Below are 21173 nucleotides of genomic sequence, written 5' to 3'. Positions count from 1 at the left end.
CCACGGAAGACAGCATTAAATCGTGTGGGCTGCGGCCCACATATTGACGTGCAGGGGCAATCTTAAGGAACTCGCAGGCCGGATTTTTATCCGGCCTGAAGCTATTTATTGGTGAGGAGAGTGCCTGTGGCAAAAACCATTCATCACCGTGCTACCCGTGCCGACGTGGCGAAAGAAGCCGGAACGTCGGTTGCCGTGGTGAGCTATGTGGTCAACAACGGTCCGCGTCCGGTTGCGCCCGCCACCCGCGAACGCGTACTGGCGGCGATCAAAAGCACCGGCTACCGTCCCAATAGCGTGGCGCGTGCGCTGGCTTCCGGGACGACCAAAACCTACGGCCTGGTGGTACCCAACATCGGCAATGCGTTTATTGCTTCGCTGGCCCATGAGCTGCAACAGCAGGCGCTGGCCAACGACATGGTGATGCTGCTGGGCGATGCCGGTGACAGCCGCAAGCGTGAACTGCAGCTGATCAATAATCTGTTAAGCCAGCAGGTGAACGGCCTGTTCTATATCAGCGTCGATCGTCATCCCTACATTGATGTCCTGAAGTCCAGCGGTACGCCGTTTGTCATGCTGGACAGGGTTGACCCCGGGCTGCCGGTGAGCGTGATCCGTGTTGACGAGCGGGCGGCGTCGCATCAGGTCACCGCCCATCTGTTAAGTCACGGCTATCAGGAGGTGGGGATCATCTGCGGCCCGGCAGAGATGCTGAACACGCAGGATCGTCTGCGCGGCTGGCGCGATGCGCTGGCGGAGTACGGCGTGGAAGAACGCCCGGAGTGGATATTCCATACCCCTTATACCCGCGATGGGGGCTATCAGGCGGCACAGCGAATGATGCAGGGGGCAACGCGCCCGCGCGCGCTGTTTGCCTCGAATGAAGCCCAGGCCGTCGGCTGTATACGGGCGCTGGCGGAACAGGCGATCCGCGTGCCGGATCAACTGGCGCTGGTCTGCTTTAACGGTACCGATCAGTCGGCCTATCACGTGCCCTCGCTGACCACCGTGCGTCAGCCGGTGCGCAAAATGGCAGAGACCGCCATTCAAATGCTGGCGGCATGGAGAGGGGAGGAGACGTTAACTGAATTCTCTCATCACCTCGAACTGGGTGAGTCCTGCGGCTGTAAGCCGGAAAAATAATAAGATAAAACCATGAAAAGATTGATTATTGATTGTGATCCGGGGAACGGAATTACGGGAGCTAACGTCGACGACGGACTGGCCCTTGCTCTGGCGCTGGCCGCGCCGGAAATTTCACTGGAGCTGATCACCACCGTGGCGGGAAACACCCCCAGCCAGGTGGGATACAGCGTGGTGAAGGATCTGATGGCGCGCCTCGGACTGCCGGTAACGGTAGCGAAAGGGGCAGAGGCAGCGCTGTCAGAGCCAGCGGCTCCGTGGCGTGACGCGTTGGATAAGCGCGTCCACAGCAACCAACTGGCACACCTGTGGCGCGGGGTGCGTCAGCCTCAGTCATTTCCTGCGCCTGCGGTCGAGGCGGCAGACGCAATGGGGCAGCTGATTTGTGCCAATCCGGGAAAAATTACCCTGGTGGCGATCGGCCCGCTGACTAACGTCGCGCTGGCGCTGGAACGTTACCCGGAGATGGCCGACGCGGTTCAGGAAATCGCCATTATGGGCGGCGTTTTTGCGCTGGATGATTTTATTAAAGACACCAACTTCGGTATTGACCCGGAGGCCGCGCACCGGGTGCTGACCAGCGGGGCCAATATCACCCTGGTGCCGATGGATGTCACCAGCCAGACGCTGATGACGCATCAGGATCTGAACCGTATAGCGCAAATTGATACCCCGCTGGCGCGTTTCGTCACCGAGACGCTGCGTCCGTGGATTGATTATTCCATTCAGACCCGTCATCTGCCGGGCTGCTGGATCCACGATGCGCTGGTGGTGGCCTGGCTGCTGAATCAGCGGGTGGCGACAGCGGCAGACTATTTTGTCGATGTGGAGCTGCGCCCGGGAATGACCCGCGGCAAGTCATGGCGTTTTCGCCAGCCGCTGCGGGTGGATGTGGCTATCGGTGAGCCGTCAGGCGGGCAGGTGCATGTCCTGCAGACGGTGGATAATCAGTTGCTGCTGGCCATGCTGGAGCATTATCTGGCGAAGCCATTAGCGTAACGTCCAACCCGTGGATTGCGCGATCCGAACGGGCTGACCGGAACAAACGGTCAGCCCCTACAGATATCCCGGTGCCGTATGGATGATCAGGCGTGCACGGCGCGCCGCCAGCGCCAGATATCAATTGCCAGCAGCACCAGCAGACTGACCCCCATCACCGGCAGGCAGACCGCCGCCACCGCCGTTACCACCAGCAGCAGAAAGCGCGCGCTGATCGACAACGGCTGCCAGCAGCCCAGCAGGGTATCCAGCGGGGAAATCTGGCCACTCTGCGGCCGGCGCAGCCACCACATGCGATAACCCATCACAATCATCACGCACAGCCCACCACCAGACAGCACCAGTACCAGCTGGTTTGCTACGCCGAACAGCACGCCCATGTGCGCATCCACTCCCCAGCGCGTCAGTTTGGCCAGCAGGCCAAAGTCGGCGAACGCCACTTTATCGATCACGCTGTTGTTCTGCGCATCCACTGCCACGCTGTCAACCTGCGTCGGCCAGCGGCGGTCGATTTCATTCACGGTCCAGGCTTTATCCGCCAGGTAGGAGGGGCGGATTTCCAGCTTCGCCGCGTCGATCCCTGCGGCACGCGCCGCGTTGAGCACGCCATCAAACTGCGCCGGACTGACGGTAACCGGGTGGGCTGGCGGTGCAGCATGAGGGTGAACGTTCATATGGCCGTAATGCTCCGCATGTTCATCCGCCGGCATCGCCATTTTCAGGGCGGGGTCAGGCTGCAGAGCGGTGTTCACCGCGGGCGTCATCCAGCCAAAGTGGCTGCGCATCAGGGCGATATTGTCCCCGGCCCAGCGTGACCAGGTCAGTCCCGTCGCGGAGAAGAATACCAGTCCCAGCAGCAGGGTAATACCCAGCGTGGTGTGCCAGTGGCGATGACCGGCCAGACGCTGTGCCCGCGTCGGCGCTCCCCGCAGAGGTTTACGGCGCGGTGCGCGCTGAGTGGCCCACAGCAGCGCGCCACCAAGCGCGGCAATCCACAGCCAGCTGGCTGCCAGCTCACTGTAGTTGCGGCCAATATCCCCCAGCAGCAGATTGCGGTGCAGATAGTCCAGCCACGTGCGCAACGGCAGCACGCCGCTGGTGCCGTATACCGTTATCACCCCCGTGACGTCCAGCGTTTTCGGGTCAATAAACACCGCCCGGGTTTCCGACGGACCGAGATCGGCGCTGGCAAACATCACGCGGGTCGTCTCTCCCTCATGCGGTGCCGGGCGCACGGCAGCGATCCTGGCGTCCGTGCCCATCACGCTGACCGCTTTGGCAACCTGTGAGGACAGCGGCTGGTCCGGCCCGGTTGCGGTGGTAAACAGCTGCGAATGATACAGCCGGTTTTCCAGCTGTGGCGTCATCACATACAGCGTGCCGGTCAGTGCCGCGATAAAGATAAACGGTGCGATAAACAGCCCGATATAGAAATGCAGTCGACGCAGCAGCGCAATCAGCGCGCTGCGGGTGTGGGTGACGTGCGCAGCCGCACGTCGGATATTCTCTGACATAGTCTCTTCCATCCACCTGTTTTGCAGGTATTCACGGGGTCTGCGGCGGGCCCGCAGGTTAAATTAACGTGAGGCGAGCGCCAGCGGCGGGGCGCGGGGATGGAAGCAGTGAGGAACAAAGCGGGCGACGACCGGCTGGAACAGCGGCACGTCCGGCAGCGTGGCAGCCTGTAATGAAGACCACAGCAGTGGCAGCGTCATCAGATCGAGGGGCAGATGAACCAGCAGCACGCAGTAGCCGCAGGCATTGTCATCCATCATGGACATCGGATGGTGTCGGGGCAGGGCCTCCGCATCGCCGGTGTCCGCCATCTCATGATGTACAGCGGGCATCTCAGACATGTCCATCATCATGCCATGATGCATCATCATCCTGCTTTCACCGCCACGCACCTGCGCCAGTGATTTAGAGATCACCGGTGCAACGAACAGCAGCAAAATAGCCAGCAGGGCCAGCCAGGCGGCAGGACGGCTGCGGGTGGCAGAAAATGAGATCAGTGACACGTCTTTTCTTTAAGCAGGAATACCCGGCGGGAGTGTACTTGAATTTGCAGCCGTAGGTAAAAGTAATCTCTTTTCTGGCGGCCTGGCGTAATAAAGCGGGGTATTTTTCCGTACCAGTGGCGACTATATACTTGGGGTATTATCTTAACTATTTCTACTTGTTTCCGGTTAATTCCAGTGGGGTAATTTGACTTATGGTGATTTATGTATTTTTTCTTAAATATAGAATAATGCATTGATTGTTAACGAATTAATTATGAGTTTTACCGAAGTGCATTCCCTTTTGCCTGGTGCTTTTGTATTCAAAAATGTCAGTCAAATGTAAGTTTAATGTAAGTTTAGGAACAATCCTGGAAGAGAAATCGTTAAAGTACCTGGCATCAACATCGTATAAATAATAAACCTTGCTCAGGGCAACACTATGCTACGGATTGCGTCTGGAAAAGACGGGGTAACCCCTGCACGTCTCAGTAGTCTGGCCGTTATTATTAGTTTATTTCACGCAGGAAGCGTGGCCGCTGCCACGGCTGGCGATCAGCAGCTGATTAATCAGCAGGAACGTCAGCGTGCTGCGGAACGTCAGCTGACGCCGCCCGCCCCGGACGTGCGTTTACAGGCACCAGGCAGCTTCTTCAGCCGCCTTCAGTTCCCCAGCGAACAGCCCTGTTTCCCGCTGCAACACATTGAGTTGCAGGGCCGGGATGCCTTCCCGCACTGGATGCCACTGCAAAAGCTGGCCGATCAGGCGCAGGGGCAGTGCCTCGGCGGGAAGGGGATCAACCTGCTGATGAGCGCCCTGCAGAATCGCCTGGTGGATCATGGTTATGTCACCGCCCGCGTGCTGGCACCGCCGCAGGATATTAACAGCGGCACGCTGAAGCTGATGCTGGTACCCGGAAAGGTGCGCAACATCCGCCTGACGCCGGACAGCGATCGCTACATCCAGCTTTATACCGCTCTGCCTTCCCGTTCCGGAGAGTTGCTGGATCTGCGCGATATTGAACAGGGACTGGAAAATCTGCAGCGCCTGCCGACCGTACAGGCGGATATGCAGATTGTTCCCGGTGAGCAGCCGGGGGAAAGCGATATCAACGTCAGTTGGAAACAGGCCCGCCACTGGCGGCTGGGCGCGTCGCTGGATGATTCCGGCAGCAGAAGCACCGGACGCTATCAGGGCGGCCTGACGCTCTCCGTGGATAACCCGCTGTCACTCAGCGACCTGTTCTATGTTTCAGCCGGTCAGGCTTTGCAGCCGAAAAGCGACCGCGACAGTAAAAATACCCTGATCCACTACTCCGTCCCCTTCGGTTACTGGACGACCGGCGTCACCTTCAGTGACTACGACTATCGTCAGTCGGGGCTGGGAACCGGCTTCGACTACCGCTACAGCGGCAAGAGCAAGAACCTTAATTTCCAGCTGGGACGCGTTCTGCACCGCAGCGGCAGCCAGAAAACCTCTTTTACTTATGAGGTGATGACACGCGAATCCAGTAACTACATTAACGACACAGAGATTGAGCAGCAGCGGCGTCAGACCTCTGCCTGGCGCCTGGGCTTACAGCATCGCCACTATATCGGTCAGGCCACGCTGGATGCGGGTGTCAGCTATCAGCGCGGTACCCGCTGGTTTGGTGCCCAGCCTGCTCCGGAAGAGAATTTTGATGAAGGCACCGGGCTGGCGAAGATTATTCAACTCTCCCTGCAGCTGGATGCACCGTTCGAACTGTGGGGGCAGTCCTTCCGCTATAACGGCCAGTTCCAGCGTCAGATGACCCACTCCCGGCTGACGCCGCAGGATCAGATGTCCATTGGTAACCGCTGGACGGTGCGTGGTTTTGACGGGGAATTTACCCTGAACGGCGACGAAGGCTGGTACGTGCGTAATGACATCGCGTGGCGAACCCCGTTACCGAATCAGGAAATTTACCTGGGTGCGGACTATGGCGAAGTGAAGGGCGGTATTGATTATCAGGTTGGGCGTCATCTGGCGGGCGGCGTGATTGGCCTGCGCGGTAATGCCTTTAATACCGGCTATGACCTGTTCGCCGGGGTGCCGTTCTCTAAACCGGACGGTTTCAGTACCAGCCCGGTCACCCTTGGTTTCAATCTGAGCTGGCAATACTGATATGGCGATCCCGGTGAAGGGTTTTCAGGTTATTTCCCCGCTGCTGAGTGACACCTTCAGCGAGTCCGAAGTGCTGGGAACCAGCGTCTGGCTGTGGATGCACTCGGCGCAGCATCGCGACATTCCGCTCAGCGCGCTGCCGACGCTGCTGCTGCCCGCCATCAAGCACCAGCAGTTTGCGCTGGCGATACGTGACGGCAGGCCGGTGTTTTTCCTCAGCTGGGCGTGGATGGATGAAGAGGCGGAGCAGCGTTATCTCACGCAGTCCGGCATCCACGTACAGGAACGGGACTGGAACAGCGGTGACCGCCTGTGGATCCGCGACTGGATTGCGCCGTTCGGAGATCAGCAGGCGCTGCGCCGGCTGGTCGGCGGCACGCTGTTTCCGCACCACTGCGTACGTTCGCTGTATCACAAAGGCGAACAGCGCGGTTTGCGCGTTATGAATTTCCGTGGCGATGCGGTCACGCATCAGGAATTTGCACGCTGGCAGCGCGAAACGCCGCTGGCAAGCCGTTAACTGGAAGGGATGAACCCCGGTGAATAAGAATCTTTATCGCGTAATTTTCAACAAGGCACGCGGCCTGTTGATGGTGGTGGCTGAAAACGGTCGTGGTCACGGCAAGGGTCCGGCGGCCAGCGGCGAAGGGCATACGCTCAGTCAGCTGATTGGGCAGTTGTCACCGCTGGCGTTCTTCACTCTGGGCGTGCTGGGCATGGTAGCGCTGCTGCCCCAGGCGCAGGCGGCAGGGATCGCCGCAGACGGTAAGGCGCCTGCCGGCCAGCAGCCGATGGTCGGCAAGACGGCCAACGGGACGCCGCAGGTCAATATTCAGGCCCCGAGCGCGGGCGGCGTGTCGCGTAACACCTACAGCCAGTTCGATGTGGATAAAAAAGGCGTGGTGCTGAACAACTCCCACCGAAACGTGCAGTCGCAGCAGGGAGGCTGGGTATCGGGTAACCCTTACCTGGCGCGCGGCGAGGCAAAAGTCATTCTGAATGAGGTGAACTCACGTGACCCCAGCAAGCTGAATGGCTATATCGAAGTGGCCGGTAAAAAAGCCCAGGTGGTGATTGCTAACCCTGCCGGGATCACCTGTGAAGGCTGCGGTTTTATCAATGCCAACCGCGCGACGATGACCACCGGTAAAGCGATTATGCAGAACGGTCAGATTGCCGGTTATCAGGTCAATGGCGGCGAGATTGTGGTCAAGGGGGCCGGTCTGGACAGCAGTCGCCAGGATTACACCGACCTGATAGCGCAAACGGTCAAAGTGAACAGCGGTGTCTGGGCGAAAGACCTGAAGGTGACGACCGGCAAAAACCGTGTCAGCGCCGACGGGGAGAGCGTCAGCAAAAATGCCGGGACAACCGATGATAACGCGGTGAAGCCGGTGGTGGCACTGGATGTGTCCGAACTGGGTGGCATGTACGCCGGAAAGATCCGACTGATCGGTACGGAGCGCGGTGTCGGCGTGCGTAACGCCGGGACCCTCGGTGCCCAGGCCGGCAGCGTCACTATCAGCGCTGACGGACATATTGAAAACAGCGGCACCGTGAATGCCAGCGATGATATTCAGGTCAGCGGCAGCGGGTTGAGTAACAGCGGTACGCTGTATGCCCAGCGCGACATGAAGGCCACCGTCAGCGGTCAGTTGAACAATGCGGGTATGATTGTGGCGGCGCGGCACACCAGCGTCGGCGCAGGCGAGATCGACAGCAGCAAAAAAGGCGTGTTTGGTGCCGGGGTGAAGAACGCGGGCAGCCTGGGGGAAAGCGGCGATCTGACCCTCGCCAGCAGCGGAAAACTGGCCAGCCATGGACAGAACCTGGCGGCAGGCAAACTGGCGGTGACGGGGACAGATATTGATCTCAGCGACAGCCAGAGCAGCGGGGCGGAGGTGGCGGTGACAGCCGGGGGCGTGCTGAACAACGATCGCGGCGCAATCTCTGCCACCCGGGGCGATCTGACGCTGACCAGCGGCCAGTTAACCAACAGCGGGGGCTCGGTTTATGCCGGACGTGATGTGAGCGCCAGCGTCAGCGGGCAGCTGAGTAATGACGGGCTGATTGCTGCCGGTCGCGATACGCACGCCCGCGCCGGAGAGATAAGCAGCGGAATAAATTCGGTCTTTGGCGGCGGTATTAACGCTGACGGTAGCGTGAGACAAAGCGGCGATCTGACGCTGACCAGCAGCGGTAAACTGGCCAGCCACGGGCAGAATCTGGCGGCGGGCAAGCTCGACGTACAGGCCGCAGACATTGATCTGAGCGGCAGCCGCAGCGCGGGTTCGGCGGTGACGGTGACGACACCGGGAGCGATCAATAACGATCGCGGCATGATCTCCGCGCTGAGTGGCGATCTCTCGCTGAATGGTGCCCAGCTCGACAATAACGGTGGACGGCTGGAGTCCGCAGGGAATGTACAGGTACGTAGCGCAGGCCTCAATAACGTCGGCGGAACGGTGGTCGGCCAGCAGTTGACGCTGGAAACGGGCGGCCTGGCGCTGAACAACCAGAATGGCGGTATTGCCGCCGTGGAGAACGCAACGCTGACGGCGGGCGCGCTGAATAACGAGGGCGGCAAAATCATTGCCGGGAAAAACCTCGATGCCAGCCTCCAGTCGGTGAACGGCAGCGGGCAACTGCTGTCTCTGGGCGATATGCAGCTGGGCGTTAACGGCGACTTCACCCATACCGGCAGTACGCTGGCCAATGGCAACCTCGACCTCAGTGTGCAGGGCTCGCTGGATAATGCCGGTCAGCTGGGCGCGGGCCAGCAGTTAGCAGTGACGGCGGCCAACCTGAATAATCAGCAGAGCGGTGACATCAGCGGACAGAGCACCGATCTGAATATGGCCGGCAGCCTGACCAACCGGGGCATTATTGATGGTGTCGAAACCGTGCTGAAGGCGGGGACGGTGAATAATATCGGCACCGGCCGCATTTACGGCGATCACCTGGCGATTCAGGCCGGGGAACTGAATAACCTGACCGAAGGCGAAAGTGCGGCGACAATCGCCGCCCGTCAGCGTCTGGATCTGGGCGTCGGCACACTGAACAACACGGCCCACAGCCTGATCTACAGCGGTGGTGAGATGTCGATTGGCGGTCAGCTGGATGAGAATGATGCCGCCGCAGGGCGTGCTACCACCCTCAACAACCACAGCGCCACCATTGAATCCGCCGGTAATATGCTGATCAATACCGGCACGCTGAACAACATCAATGACCATTTTGCCACCCAGATGGTACACATCTCGGAGGAGCAGAAAGAAGAATATATGGTGCCGTCGCTGAACAACGGCGTCCATTACGGCACCAACGACTACGACATTACCTTCTCGCACAATGAAGTGCAGCACATCTGCATTAACGGTGTCGTGTGCAAACAGGATCACTACTATCAGTATGCCTATACGCAGAATACCTGGCAGGAACAGGTCACCGAATCCGATCCTGCCCAGATCATTGCGGGCGGCAGCCTGGGGATCAATGCCGACAGTACCCTGAACGATAAGAGCCGTATTATCGCCGGGGGCGATCTGCTGATCAGCAATGCCAACCTGAAAAACGTGGAAGTGGCTGGCACATTACTGGTGCAGAAAGTGGGACAGGTGATCGAATGGGATCGCATCCACAAGAAAGGGCATGATAAACAGAAACGCGATGCTTCACCTTATACGCCGCCGGATGAAATCCAGTCTATTTCTCTGTCACCGGGCGTTGTCAAAGGCAATACCCAGGTACAGAGCAGTGCCCCGACGTTAGATGGCTACAGCCTGGGCCTGCTGAACGGCGGCGATCTGGCTTCCCTGCCGGGTGGCCAGCGTATTGAAATTGCGGGCCAAACGGATGCGACGGTCATCCGTTCGCAGGTACCGGACACCACGCTGCCGGAAAACAGCCTGTTCAGTCAGCTACCCTCCGCCTCCAGCAGCTACCTGATCGAGACCGATCCGCGCTATACCAACCAGAAAACCTGGCTCAGTTCCGACTTTATGCTGTCGCAGTTACAGTCCGATCCGGATATCACCCAGAAACGCCTGGGCGACGGCTTCTATGAACAGCGCCTGGTGCGCGAGCAGCTGGTGGAACTGACCGGCGATCGCTATCTGGCGGGCTATCAGAGTGATGAAGAGCAGTACAAGGCGCTGATGGAGTCTGGCGTGGCCTTCGGTAAAGCCTTTGGTCTGGTACCGGGCGTGGCGCTGACCGCCAGTCAGATGGCCAACGTGACCAGCGATATGGTGTGGCTGGTGGCGCGCGACGTCACGCTGGCCGATGGCAGCCGTCAGAGCGTGCTGGTGCCGCAGGTCTATGCGCAGGTTAAACAGGGCGACATGGACGGCAGCGGCGCACTGCTTGCCGGACGCAACATTGCCATCGGCGTCAGCGGTAACATGCTCAATACCGGACGGGTCAATGCCAGCCAGCTGTTGAGTATCAGCGGGGATACGATCACCAACGTCGGCGGTATTATCAGTGGCGGCAGCGTGCAGCTGCTGGCCAACACGGATCTGACCAATAACGGCGGGCTGATCCAGGCGCAGAATTCGCTGGTAGCCAGCGCGGGACGCGATCTTAACCTCGTATCGCAGACCACCCATACGGAAAGCACCAACGGCAGCAACCGCTTTAGTCGCGACACGGTGTCGCGCGTGGCTGGCATGTACGTGCAGCAGGATGACGGCAAACTGGCGCTGCAGGCGGCACGCGACGTCAATCTGCAGGGAGCGAAAGTGGTCAACGCCGGGGAAAACAGCCAGACCACCGTGGTCGCCGGGCGCGATATTAATCTGACGGCGGTGAATTCTGGCAGCAGTGACAACATCGTCTGGAATAAAGACAATCACCTGAGCCAGAGTACCACCACCGCACAGGGCAGTGAGATCACCGGCGCGGGCAATGTGCTGATGCAGGCGGCCAATAATATTACCACAGCGGCCGCCAGGCTGAATGCGGGCAACGCGCTTAACCTGAGCGCCGGTAACGACATCAGCATCGGTACGGCAGATGAGCAGTCGTCGCTGGATATGGCGTCGAAGGTTAAGGGATCAGGCTTCCTGTCGAGCAATACCACCACTACTCGCGCCGGGTTTAACCAGCAGAACGCCGCTGCCAGCAGTCTGGGTGGGGACAACATTACGCTGTCGGCCGGGCATGACCTGGGCGTCAGCGGCAGTAATGTTGCCGCAGATGATTCACTGACGATGAAAGCAGGTAACAATCTGACGGTGGGCACGGCTCAGGAGAGCCGCGACGGCTGGGCAATGACGAAGAAAACCAAGTCAGGCCTGTTGAGCACCGGTGGCATTGGCTTCACTGCCGGCTCCATGATGAATAAATCCACCGATGAAACCACCGGACTGACGTCGCAGGGCAGTCAGCTGGGATCGGTCAGTGGTGATACCACGCTGATGGCCGGTAACGATCTGCAGGTTAAAGGTTCAGAAGTGATCGCCGGGAATGATATCAACCTGGTTGGCAAAAACGTGGAAATCAGTTCGGCAGAGAATCGCGCCAGCAAGCATTCCACGACAGAATCGAGTTCCAGCGGACTGACGCTGGCCCTGTCCGGCGCGGTGGGTACCGCACTGAATACGGCGAAAACGATTTCCGAGATGGAAACCGATAAGCAGGATGACCGCGTGGCACGTTTGCAGCTGGTCAAAGCGGGCCTGGACGGTTATCAGGCGGCCCAGGCTGTACGCGGCGCGGTTCAGGATCCGACTAACACCAGTTTTGTCGGCATCAGCCTGTCTCTGGGCATGCAAAAAGCGCAGAGTGAAAGCCAGAGCGACCAGGTGACATCGGCAGGCAGCGCGATTCAGGCGGCAAAAAATCTGAATATCTTCGCGACCGGCAGCGACAGTCCGGCTCAGGATGGCGATATTCTGGTGCAGGGCAGCCAGCTGCAGGCGGGGAATGAGATGCTGTTATCCGCTGCGCGCGATATCAACCTGCTGTCGGCAGAAAACAGCCAGGTCTCCAGCGGCGACAAGAGCAGCGGTGGGGGGGCGATTGGTGCCAGCCTTGGCGTGGGGTCCGGTGGTGCCGGGCTCAGTATTTTTGCTAATGGAAACAAAGGAAAAGGTAGCGAAAACGGCGACGGTCTGACCCATAACGAAACCACGCTGGATGCGGGTAACAAAATCACGCTGCTCAGCGGCCGCGATACTACCCTGACCGGGGCGCAGGTCAGCGCCGATCGCATCGTGGCGGATGTCGGGCGCGATCTGACCATCACCAGCGAGCAGGACAGCAATAACTACAAGTCGAAAGATCAGAATATCAGCGGCGGCCTGAGCTTCACCTTTGGCACGATGACGGCCAGCGGCAGTCTGTCGATCACCAACAATAAGTTAACCAGTAATTACGAAAGCGTGCAGGAACAGAGCGGCATCTTCGCGGGGGACGGCGGCTATGACGTGACGGTCGGCAATCACACCCAGCTTAACGGGGCGGTGATTGGCAGCACCGCCGATGCGGCGAAGAATCGCCTGGATACCGGCACGCTTGGTTTCAGCGATATTCAAAACCAGGCCGATTATTCGGCTTCGGGCGTCAGCCTGGGGATGTCGAGCTCCTTCTCCACCAAAGATAAAACAGATGAATCGCTCCCGGCTGACCAGCAACCGGTGAAACGTACTGTCACGGAGCAGCTTGGCGATAACCTGGCGCCGAATTCGATGTCGGCATCCCGTTCCAGCGGCAGCGGCGAGAGCACAACTTACTCGGCGGTATCTGACGGCACGCTGATTGTGCGGAATCCGGAGGCGCAGCAGCAGGATGTCGCCACCCTGAGCCGCGATGTTGAGCATGCCAATCAGACGCTTAGCCCGATCTTTGATAAGGCAAAAGAGCAGAAGCGCCTGCAGAAAGTGCAGTTGATTGGTCAGGTTGCCAGCCAGACCGTCAGTGCGGCGATCGCCGAGCGCGAATACTGGGCGCTGGAAGCCGGAATTAAAGAAGCGGGTGAAGCGCCGGGTGCGGATGCCACTATCAAAGATCGCGAGGCTTACTGGGATCGGGTGCGGGGTAGCGACACCTACAAAGATATGATGGCCGACTACAAGGACGACGGCAAAATCAAGATGGCCGCAGATGCCGCCGTGACCGCCATTACTGCGCTGGCGGGTGGGGATGCCAGTAAAGCGCTGGCCCAGGCGTCTGCTCCTTATATGGCCGGTGTCATTAAAGATCTGACCCTTTCGGATCCGAAAAATCCAACGGCAGAAGAGATCGCCACCAATGCCTTTGCCCATGCAATCCTCGGTGGTGTGGTGGCAGAAATGAGCGGACAAAATGTGGCGGCCGGTGCGCTGGGCGCTGGAGGCGGTGAACTGGCGATCCGCACGATTCATAACGCGCTCTATCCGGAAGTGGCCACCAGCGATCTTAACGATCAGCAGAAGGGCACGATTAAAAACCTGGCGTTGATCGCGTCCAGCATTGCCGGTGCCATCGGTAGTGGCGATAGCGTAGGTGCCGCAGAAGGGTACGCGAACGGTAATAATGCGATTGAGCATAATTACCTCAGTGCCGGCGAAGCGGAACGCAAAGCGGTACTGGAGCGTAAAGAGCGGTTGGGGACGTTAACCGCTGCGGAGTCCAGTGAGCTGAATGCGACCCGCACGGTTGATAAAGCCCGCGATCAGGCAATCAAAGACGTTTGTACTAACGGAAATAAAGGTGGTGCGGCGTGTACTGCGCTGGTAAGCAAGGCACAACAGGCGCTGGATACCTACGGGGAAAGCGTCAGCGTACGTATGCTGTACAGCGAGCTGTATCCTCAGGATGCGGCTAATGCCAGTGCCATTATGTCAGGCGTCGATGCCGGAAGCGTCACGCGTGACAGAGCGATTACGGCTATCGCCAGGGATTCGGGTAAAAGCTGGGATGAAATTGCGGAACGCTACGATACGGTGATGCAGCTGCACGCTATTACGGTATCACTCGCCAGCGTGTATATGCCGGGGAGTGTAAAAACGCCTGCCGTATCGCCAAAAACATCCACTAACGCCAATATAATGGAAGAAGCGGCGGCCCTGAAGCGCATTGCCGATAACAATACAACGGCAACCGATCTGAGTAGCAAAACGACGGGAATGGTGTTCCAGCAGCAGGCGCAAAAGAAGATCAATGATCTGGCAGCAATGTATAATGACGCCTCTCTGCCACCGAAAGACTTCTCACTGTCGATAAACGGGAAAACGTTAATGGCTGATCCAACGACCAGTATCGGTGCGCCGGTATTTAAAGGGGCCTCTGAGGCTGATGTGAAGACCTACTTCCAGCAGATTTCAGGCGCGGAAGTGCTGCCGGCGGCAAAAGCCATCCCCGGTAAAGGAACGCTTTACTCCGTTAAAGTGACCAGTGGTGCCAATGCCGGGAGTACCATGACGCTGAGAGATTTCTCGAATTCCACCGAGCAGACCGGGGCTAAATGGACCATTGACGTAATTACGCCGTCCATTAATAAAGGGAAAAAAGTGGAGATGAAATTCCAGTGAACAGAGAGAGCATTTATCAGGCGGTGATCGCCAGCGCCCGGGGTCTGTCGCTCGGCGCTGTCTGGCAGCATCTTGAGGTCGAATGTCGTGGCATGGCTGATAACAGCGCCCTGAGAAAAGCACTTTTCTTTGAACTGTTGCAACAGCTGATGACGGCTGGTCAGGTTCGCCTGGCCTGTAATGGCGTCTACCTGACGGGTACGGTTGAGGAACAGCTTCAGTGCCTGAAAGATGCCTGGCCACAGGCGGACTCTTACGATGAGTTAGACGATTTGGATGAAACCGGCTTCTGGTTCCTGGCGAAAGCGCCGGCGGGGCTGGTGTGGATCACCCCTGAGGGGCAGGAAGTCTGGACATGATACTGCGGAGTGAGACGATGCCTTATCAACGTATCTTGCCGCTGGCTGCGTTTCTGCTCAGCGGCTGTAGCCTGCTGCCACAGCAGGAGTTCTTTACTCCGCCTCCAGCGGGTGCGGAAGTCGCCATGCTGCGCATTATGGGCAGCACGGAGAGTAATGCGCTGTATCAAATGGACAACGGTAAACTGCGCGGGGGGCTCATCCGTGAAAGCAGTCTGGTGTTGCGTAATACGCAGGATCAGGGCATGCCCAGGGTGAGCGGTAAGGAAGCGACCTACACCAGTGATTATTTTGAAACGCCGGTTTATGCGGGCCGAAAAACCACGGTGTATCACAGTTACAATCGCGGTAAGAACCGCTGCATGAATATCGTTAGCTTTGTCCCGGAGAAAGGACATTATTATCAGTTGAGTCAGGCGGTCGATCTGAAAATGTATCGCTGCCGTGCCTGGCCGAATGAACTGGTCAAAGACGCGGGCGGACAATGGGTATTGAAACCCATTGCCAACGTCACTTACGGCAATAAATATCTGCCGCAGGATGGCGGCTGGCAGAAAATGGTGCGGCTTGTCACCGAAGAGTAAGCCTGACGCGCGTCAGTGGCTGGCCGTGTCGGGTATGCGGGCCAGTGAAGACCTCTTCAGTTGGGCCCGTTTTGTCGCGTATACCGAGTTGTTGTGGCAGGACCGCGCCCTGGTAGCGGATACCGACGCCTGGCAGAGCCTGTGGTTTGAACTGGAGATCGTCAATGGCCTGGCGCTGGCGGAGTGGGATGAGCAGGGGCGTCCCGTCCATGGATTGGCAAGCTGGCGTGAAAATTATCAACAGGAAGCCAGGTCGCTGGCAACTGAGCTACTGGCTCTGATCCTGCCTGATACCAACAGGGAGGCACATTGAGGTATCGTCAAACAGCGCTGTCCCTGTCCCTGCTGCTGGCCTCCATCAGCGGTTGTAGCCAGTTTCCGCATAATACCTTTTTCACCCCGCCTGCCGCGGGTGAGAATACCGCCTCGGTGCGTATTGTCGGCGGCACTGAGCAGGCCTCCATTGAGCAGGAAGTCAACGGCCAGAGGACGGGAGGGCTGGTGCGCAGCAGTGAGTTTGTCCTGACCCATATTCAGGATCGCGGGATGCCGGTGGCCAGCGATCAGGTCAAATCGTCCTGGAGCGACTATTACGAAACCCCGGTGGTGGCAGGTCAGAAAACCATCATCGGTCTGGCCTATGACGGCGGCAACAACCAGTGCAGCAGTACCATGAGCTTTGTACCGAAGAAGGGGCACGACTATCAGTTCGGGTTGCAGGTTGACGTACGTCTGCGCCAGTGCCGCGGTTTGCCGTACGAGCTGAAGCAGAATGCTGCGGGACAGTGGCAGCTGGAACGCATCAGTGATGTCACCTGGGGCGGGCAATATGGCCATGAAGATGCTAACTGGAAAAAGATGCCGGACAGGCTGGTGCCTCCGTCTCCCCCTGTTGACCTGCGATGAGCCCTGAGACCCTCACGCCATCAGAGCTGCAAAGCAGCGGTGGGGTCTGAAACCCATTGCCTGTGTGTCTTACGGCAATAAATACCTGCCGCAGGATGGCGGCTGGCAGACGATGGTGCCACGGGTCACGTACTGAACACGAATAGCACAATCTGTGCCCTGATACCCGCCGCCCGCACTGACGATCACCTGCCTTGCCGCAAACGCGCCATGATAACGGCTCTGACGATAAATCAAGGAGCGGGCGATGAGTAGTGCAGTGGATGTGGGGTTCACCCACGTAGCGTTTGAAGTGCAGGACTTACAAAAAAGTATCGATTTCTATCAGCGCTATGCCGGGATGCAGGTGGTGCACCAGCGCGAGCCGGGGGTGCCGGAGGCCGAAAAAGTGGCCTGGCTTTCTGACCTGACCCGACCGTTTGCGCTGGTGCTGGTGCAGACTGCGGTCAGAAGGGATACGCCCCTCGGGCCGTTCGGCCACCTTGGCGTTGCCTGCGCCACCCGCGAAGAGATTGACCGTAAAGTCGCGCTGGCAGAAAAAGAGGGCGTGCTGCGCAAAGCGCCGGTTCAGTTCCCTGAGCCCGTGGGCTACTGGGCTTTCTTTGCCGATCCCGATGGCAACACGCTGGAACTCTCTTACGGCCAGCAGGTGGGGTTGCAGGCGATGATTGCCCGTGATCTGTAACGTCTGATAATGCTGATTACCAGGCTAATTATTAGTCTGGTAACACAATGACATCCCCTTTTACAGTCTGGTGATAAGCCTGACAAAACCGCCAGAATCCACTTCTGTCTTACATGATATAAACAAGTTATTAACATTCTTGTGAGCCTCTAAGACAGGACCCTCTCTATGCTTAACTGGACTTCGACTCAGCGCAATGTCGCTTTCGCCTGTTTCGGCAGCTGGACGCTGGATGCGTTTGACTTTTTTATCCTGGTCTTCGTGCTCAGTGATATCGCGGATAATTTTCACGTCAGCATCACCGATGTATCACTGGCGATTATGCTGACGCTGGCGGTGCGACCACTGGGCGCGCTGCTGTTTGGCCGGCTGGCAGAAAAATTCGGTCGCCGGCCTGTGCTGATGGCCAACATTATCGCCTTTACGATTTTTGAGCTGCTCTCCGCCTGGTCTCCCTCGCTACTGTGGTTCCTGGCCTTCCGCGTGATTTACGGGGTGGCGATGGGCGGCGTCTGGGGAGTCGCCTCTTCCCTGGCGATGGAAACCATCCCTGACCGCTCGCGGGGGCTGATGTCAGGCGTATTTCAGGCGGGTTATCCTTTTGGCTATCTGCTGGCCTCCGTGGTGTTTGGTCTGTTTTACAGCCTGGTAGGCTGGCGCGGGATGTTCCTGATTGGTGCGCTGCCGGTGTTACTGCTGCCGTTTATCTATTTTAAAGTCCCCGAGTCGCCGGTGTGGCTGGCAGCGCGCGAGCGCAAAGAGACGGTGGCGCTGCTGCCGGTGCTGAAAAGCCACTGGAAGCTCTGCGTCTATCTGGTGCTGCTGATGGCCTGCTTTAACTTCTTCAGCCACGGTACGCAGGATCTCTACCCGACCTATCTGAAAGTGCAGCAGGGGTTTGCACCTCATACCATCAGCATTATTGCCATTTTCTACAACATTGCGGCGATCCTTGGCGGCATTCTGTTTGGGGCGCTGTCGGAAAAAACAGGCCGTAAGAAGGCGATAATCATCGCAGCTTTCCTGGCGCTGCCGGTGCTGCCGCTGTGGGCTTTTTCCAGCGGATCCTGGGCGGTGGGTGCAGGCGCGTTTCTGATGCAGTTTATGGTGCAGGGCGCATGGGGGGTGGTGCCGGGCTGGCTGACGGAGCTGGTGCCTGCCGGGGCGCGCGCGGTTCTGCCGGGGTTTGTCTATCAGTTAGGAAATCTGGTGGCGTCGGTCAACGCCACGCTGCAGTCAAAAATCGCCATTGCCAACGGCAACAATTACGCGCTGGCGATGGCGATAGTGGCCGGTACTGTGGCGGTGTTGATTTGTGTGATTGTCGCCTTTGGCCGGGAAACGCGGGGGGCGATTATTTCGGGTCAGTCGTAACGCACCCCGGCGTCGTGTCAGCCTGCCTGCTGGAGGGGGGGCTGGCAGACATCGATCCACTGCGCCCCGGTCAGCTGCGCCATATATTCAGGGGCAATGCGGACCGCGCTGTGAATGGCCCCGGCAGCCGGCAGCACTTCCTGATAGTCCCTGAGCGACACGTCGCAGTAGACGGTCAGCGGGTTTTCCAGACCAAAGGGGCAGACGCCGCCCACCGGATGACCGGTCCAGCTCACCACTTCATCGGTATTCAGCATTCTGGCTTTTGCCCCGAGCGCCTCTTTCAGTTTGCGGTTATCCAGCCGTGCGTCACCTCGCGTGACAATCAGAACCACACGATCCTTCACTTTTAACGACAGGGTCTTGGCAATCTGCCCCGGCTCAACCTGATGAGCGGCGGCAGCAAGGGCGACGGTGGCGGTGCTTTCTGACAGTTCAATGATGTCAATTTCGGGTGCGCGATCTGCAAAAAACTGCCGTACTGACTCCAGACTCATGCTTATCTCCTGCGTGATGAAGAGATAAAATTGCCATATTGTCCACGATCTGTAAACGTCAAAAAAATGGCTCTTGCCCGGTAAGAAACAAACACCATCGTTAATCATTTAAAAACTTAATTCGCAGCAATATCTTATTTTTAGCGGGCTGGACGGGGATTTGTATTAAAGAAAAGGTTAAGCTTTTAAAATGAATGGGCCTTAAATAAGGCCGCCTTCATTTTTTATAACGCATCGGCAGCCTGGCTTAAGTGTTTTTTTACCAGGTCATGATGGGAGAGAATAGTATTACGCCCCTGGTTTTTAGCCAGATATAACGCCCGATCGGCATTTGCCAGTGCATTGTCAAAATCTTCGCCCATCAGCGGGGCAATACCGGCACTAATGGTCACATGGGTGGCAACCCGATCGTTGAAGCGGTGAGGGATTTCCAGGTCCAGTACATATTGACGGATGCGCTCGGCCAGTTTCAGGGCAATAGATTCATTTACGTTGGTCAGTAATACCAGAAATTCTTCCCCACCGTAGCGCGTCACAATATCACGTGAGCGTACCGCATCGCGGATGGCGACCGAGACGCGTGCCAGTGCCTGATCCCCCATCGCATGACCATAGTTATCGTTATAAGCTTTGAAGTTATCAATATCCAGCAGCAGGACAAAATGGCTGCCCGCATGGTTATCCAGAATATTCTCCAGCCGGTTTTTCAGCCCGCGCCGGTTATACAACCCGGTTAGCGGATCCAGCATACTCAGGTCGCTGTAGGTCTCTTTCTCTTCGTAGAGCTGGCTCACCAGACGCCGGGTAAAGTTATCACGCCGCCGCAGCATCAGGTGATGCAGGGTAAAACCGAACAGCGGCAGGATAATGGTAAACAGCAGCACAAAGGTATTCTGGCCATGGTCCAGTATCAGCACTGTTGCGGAGGCAGGGGCCGTGTGCAGACAGAACGCGAGCAGGTGATCGCCCAGCGCGATGGCACTGATAAAAAACACACTCACCAGTGAGATCAGCAGGAAGCTGTTTTCAAAATAAAAATTTTGCTGATACTTCAGCCCAATTTGCCAGGCCCAAAGTACGCCGGTGATCAGGGCCGCACTATTTAATAGTGGAAATGTCCCCAGCGGTTTTAAAACCATCCAGATGAGTAACATGATGCTCAATATTATAATGGTCGCCGTAGGTAGGGTCACCATCGGGGCGGAAAGACGATTAACATTGAGCATGGAAAATACGGCAGTCGCTGTGTTTAAAAAAAGAAATAGCATCAACGATAGCCGATGCTTGCTGTTAAGCAATTCATCGTAGCTTTGTAATTTCATTATGATTACTCGTGACTGCCCTGAAATACCTAAACACGACCTTATTAAATCGCTGATATTTCGTAATTGGAATAGTTTAGAGCCGTTATTATTAGATTTTTCTGAATATTGATCGCTGCCAATCTACCACTTAAACGCGAAGCTGTCATCTGGCGGGATAAAGTTTCAACAACAATATGCTGCAAAGTGATAAAAACTATCATATGATATTGGTAATCATTACCATTTGCGATTGTGTGGACACTGCAAGGCTGACGGGCGTCGTGTCCGCGTGCGGCTTATAGGGGGGAAGCGGGATGACAGGCAAAAAACTGGATAGCGGCTGGGGCGTGCTGGTGCCTTGTGCGATGATGCCGCTGGTGGCGCTAATGGAGTTGTCATTCAGTGAGTGGCGGGTGCTGATGGTGGTGGCTTTCCTGGCAACCGTGGTGATGCTGTATCATAAGCGTCTGCGCCACTATATGCTGCTGCCCTCCTGTATTGCACTGGCCGCTGGACTGGTCGCACTGTCGGTGAATTATTCCGGGATGTAGTTCAGCGAGATCGGGCAGTAAAACAGGGAGGTTTATTATCGAAAGAGAGTGTGCTGGGATAATGCTGAGGTCAGAAAGAGGGGAATACCAGGGGATGCAACGTATTCAACAT

At 57.5% G+C, this 21173-nt stretch carries 16 protein-coding genes; 12 read left to right on the top strand and 4 right to left on the bottom strand.

What is annotated here, in order from left to right:
- The first annotated feature begins 126 nt into the window (after window positions 1-126).
- Together EPE01S_RS12355 and EPE01S_RS12350 are read left to right on the top strand one after the other, a co-directional pair.
- Entirely contained in the window at window positions 127-1143 is a 1017-nt protein-coding gene (locus EPE01S_RS12355; protein WP_062745425.1) for a LacI family DNA-binding transcriptional regulator, read from the top strand.
- A 12-nt stretch (window positions 1144-1155) separates the two neighbouring features.
- Entirely contained in the window at window positions 1156-2142 is a 987-nt protein-coding gene (locus tag EPE01S_RS12350) for a nucleoside hydrolase (protein ID WP_062745424.1), read from the top strand.
- Between the two features lie 86 nt (window positions 2143-2228).
- Here the strand turns inward: EPE01S_RS12350 and EPE01S_RS12345 are convergent, their stop codons facing one another.
- Window positions 2229-3668: a PepSY-associated TM helix domain-containing protein gene (locus tag EPE01S_RS12345; RefSeq protein ID WP_062745421.1), complete on the bottom strand. Its 1440-nt coding sequence runs from the start codon at window positions 3666-3668 to the stop codon at window positions 2229-2231.
- A 51-nt stretch (window positions 3669-3719) separates the two neighbouring features.
- Entirely contained in the window at window positions 3720-4160 is a 441-nt protein-coding gene (locus EPE01S_RS12340) for a DUF2946 family protein (protein ID WP_062745420.1), read from the bottom strand.
- A 421-nt stretch (window positions 4161-4581) separates the two neighbouring features.
- Here EPE01S_RS12340 and EPE01S_RS12335 point away from each other — a divergent pair, with 421 nt between their 5' ends.
- The 9 genes from EPE01S_RS12335 (at window position 4582) to EPE01S_RS12295 (ending at window position 18709) form a co-directional block, all read left to right on the top strand.
- On the top strand, window positions 4582-6285 hold the full coding sequence (locus tag EPE01S_RS12335) for a ShlB/FhaC/HecB family hemolysin secretion/activation protein (protein ID WP_062745417.1): 1704 nt from the start codon (window positions 4582-4584) through the stop codon (window positions 6283-6285).
- Window position 6286: 1 nt separating this feature from the next.
- A complete protein-coding gene (locus EPE01S_RS12330; protein WP_062745415.1) occupies window positions 6287-6805 on the top strand; it encodes a toxin-activating lysine-acyltransferase in 519 nt (172 codons plus the stop codon).
- 19 nt (window positions 6806-6824) lie between these two features.
- Complete coding sequence (locus EPE01S_RS12325; protein WP_062745413.1) at window positions 6825-14801, top strand: two-partner secretion domain-containing protein; 7977 nt, start codon at window positions 6825-6827, stop codon at window positions 14799-14801.
- Entirely contained in the window at window positions 14798-15160 is a 363-nt protein-coding gene (locus EPE01S_RS12320; protein WP_062745411.1) for a DUF596 domain-containing protein, read from the top strand. The genes EPE01S_RS12325 and EPE01S_RS12320 overlap by 4 nt, the downstream gene beginning before the upstream one ends.
- Before the next feature lie 17 nt (window positions 15161-15177).
- Window positions 15178-15744 carry a hypothetical protein gene (locus EPE01S_RS12315; RefSeq protein ID WP_137269105.1) on the top strand — a complete coding sequence of 189 codons (567 nt, stop codon included), beginning with the start codon at window positions 15178-15180 and terminating at the stop codon, window positions 15742-15744.
- A complete protein-coding gene (locus EPE01S_RS12310; protein ID WP_198427162.1) occupies window positions 15728-16057 on the top strand; it encodes a hypothetical protein in 330 nt (109 codons plus the stop codon). The genes EPE01S_RS12315 and EPE01S_RS12310 overlap by 17 nt, the downstream gene beginning before the upstream one ends.
- Window positions 16054-16650 (top strand): hypothetical protein, encoded by a 597-nt coding sequence (locus EPE01S_RS12305; RefSeq protein WP_062745405.1) that lies wholly within the window; start codon window positions 16054-16056, stop codon window positions 16648-16650. Before EPE01S_RS12310 ends, EPE01S_RS12305 begins: the two co-directional genes overlap by 4 nt.
- Before the next feature lie 247 nt (window positions 16651-16897).
- Entirely contained in the window at window positions 16898-17335 is a 438-nt protein-coding gene (locus EPE01S_RS12300; protein WP_062745403.1) for a VOC family protein, read from the top strand.
- 168 nt (window positions 17336-17503) lie between these two features.
- A complete protein-coding gene (locus EPE01S_RS12295) occupies window positions 17504-18709 on the top strand; it encodes an MFS transporter (RefSeq protein WP_062745400.1) in 1206 nt (401 codons plus the stop codon).
- A gap of 17 nt (window positions 18710-18726) precedes the next feature.
- On the opposite strand, the gene EPE01S_RS12290 is transcribed toward EPE01S_RS12295, so the two are convergent.
- Entirely contained in the window at window positions 18727-19206 is a 480-nt protein-coding gene (locus EPE01S_RS12290) for a YbaK/EbsC family protein (protein ID WP_062745398.1), read from the bottom strand.
- A 224-nt stretch (window positions 19207-19430) separates the two neighbouring features.
- Window positions 19431-20528, bottom strand: coding sequence for a GGDEF domain-containing protein (locus EPE01S_RS12285; RefSeq protein WP_062745396.1), 1098 nt, complete (start codon window positions 20526-20528; stop codon window positions 19431-19433).
- Between the two features lie 296 nt (window positions 20529-20824).
- Here EPE01S_RS12285 and EPE01S_RS12280 point away from each other — a divergent pair, with 296 nt between their 5' ends.
- Window positions 20825-21061 (top strand): DUF1435 domain-containing protein, encoded by a 237-nt coding sequence (locus EPE01S_RS12280; protein WP_072277449.1) that lies wholly within the window; start codon window positions 20825-20827, stop codon window positions 21059-21061.
- Window positions 21062-21173 lie beyond the last annotated feature (112 nt).

The organism is Erwinia persicina NBRC 102418 (assembly GCF_001571305.1).
Taxonomy (GTDB): domain Bacteria; phylum Pseudomonadota; class Gammaproteobacteria; order Enterobacterales; family Enterobacteriaceae; genus Erwinia; species Erwinia persicina.
This window is presented reverse-complemented; position numbering and strand designations above follow the sequence as displayed.

What these genes read in the sequence shown, in the direction of transcription:
- EPE01S_RS12295 (WP_062745400.1), top strand. Translation starts at nt 17,504, where the DNA reads ATGCTTAACTGGACTTCGACTCAGCGCAATGTCGCTTTCGCCTGTTTC.
- EPE01S_RS12315 (WP_137269105.1), top strand. Translation starts at nt 15,178, where the DNA reads ATGCCTTATCAACGTATCTTGCCGCTGGCTGCGTTTCTGCTCAGCGGC.
- EPE01S_RS12350 (WP_062745424.1), top strand. Translation starts at nt 1,156, where the DNA reads ATGAAAAGATTGATTATTGATTGTGATCCGGGGAACGGAATTACGGGA.
- EPE01S_RS12300 (WP_062745403.1), top strand. Translation starts at nt 16,898, where the DNA reads ATGAGTAGTGCAGTGGATGTGGGGTTCACCCACGTAGCGTTTGAAGTG.
- EPE01S_RS12330 (WP_062745415.1), top strand. Translation starts at nt 6,287, where the DNA reads ATGGCGATCCCGGTGAAGGGTTTTCAGGTTATTTCCCCGCTGCTGAGT.
- EPE01S_RS12345 (WP_062745421.1), bottom strand. Translation starts at nt 3,668, where the DNA reads ATGGAAGAGACTATGTCAGAGAATATCCGACGTGCGGCTGCGCACGTC.
- EPE01S_RS12285 (WP_062745396.1), bottom strand. Translation starts at nt 20,528, where the DNA reads ATGAAATTACAAAGCTACGATGAATTGCTTAACAGCAAGCATCGGCTA.
- EPE01S_RS12290 (WP_062745398.1), bottom strand. Translation starts at nt 19,206, where the DNA reads ATGAGTCTGGAGTCAGTACGGCAGTTTTTTGCAGATCGCGCACCCGAA.
- EPE01S_RS12335 (WP_062745417.1), top strand. Translation starts at nt 4,582, where the DNA reads ATGCTACGGATTGCGTCTGGAAAAGACGGGGTAACCCCTGCACGTCTC.
- EPE01S_RS12280 (WP_072277449.1), top strand. Translation starts at nt 20,825, where the DNA reads ATGACAGGCAAAAAACTGGATAGCGGCTGGGGCGTGCTGGTGCCTTGT.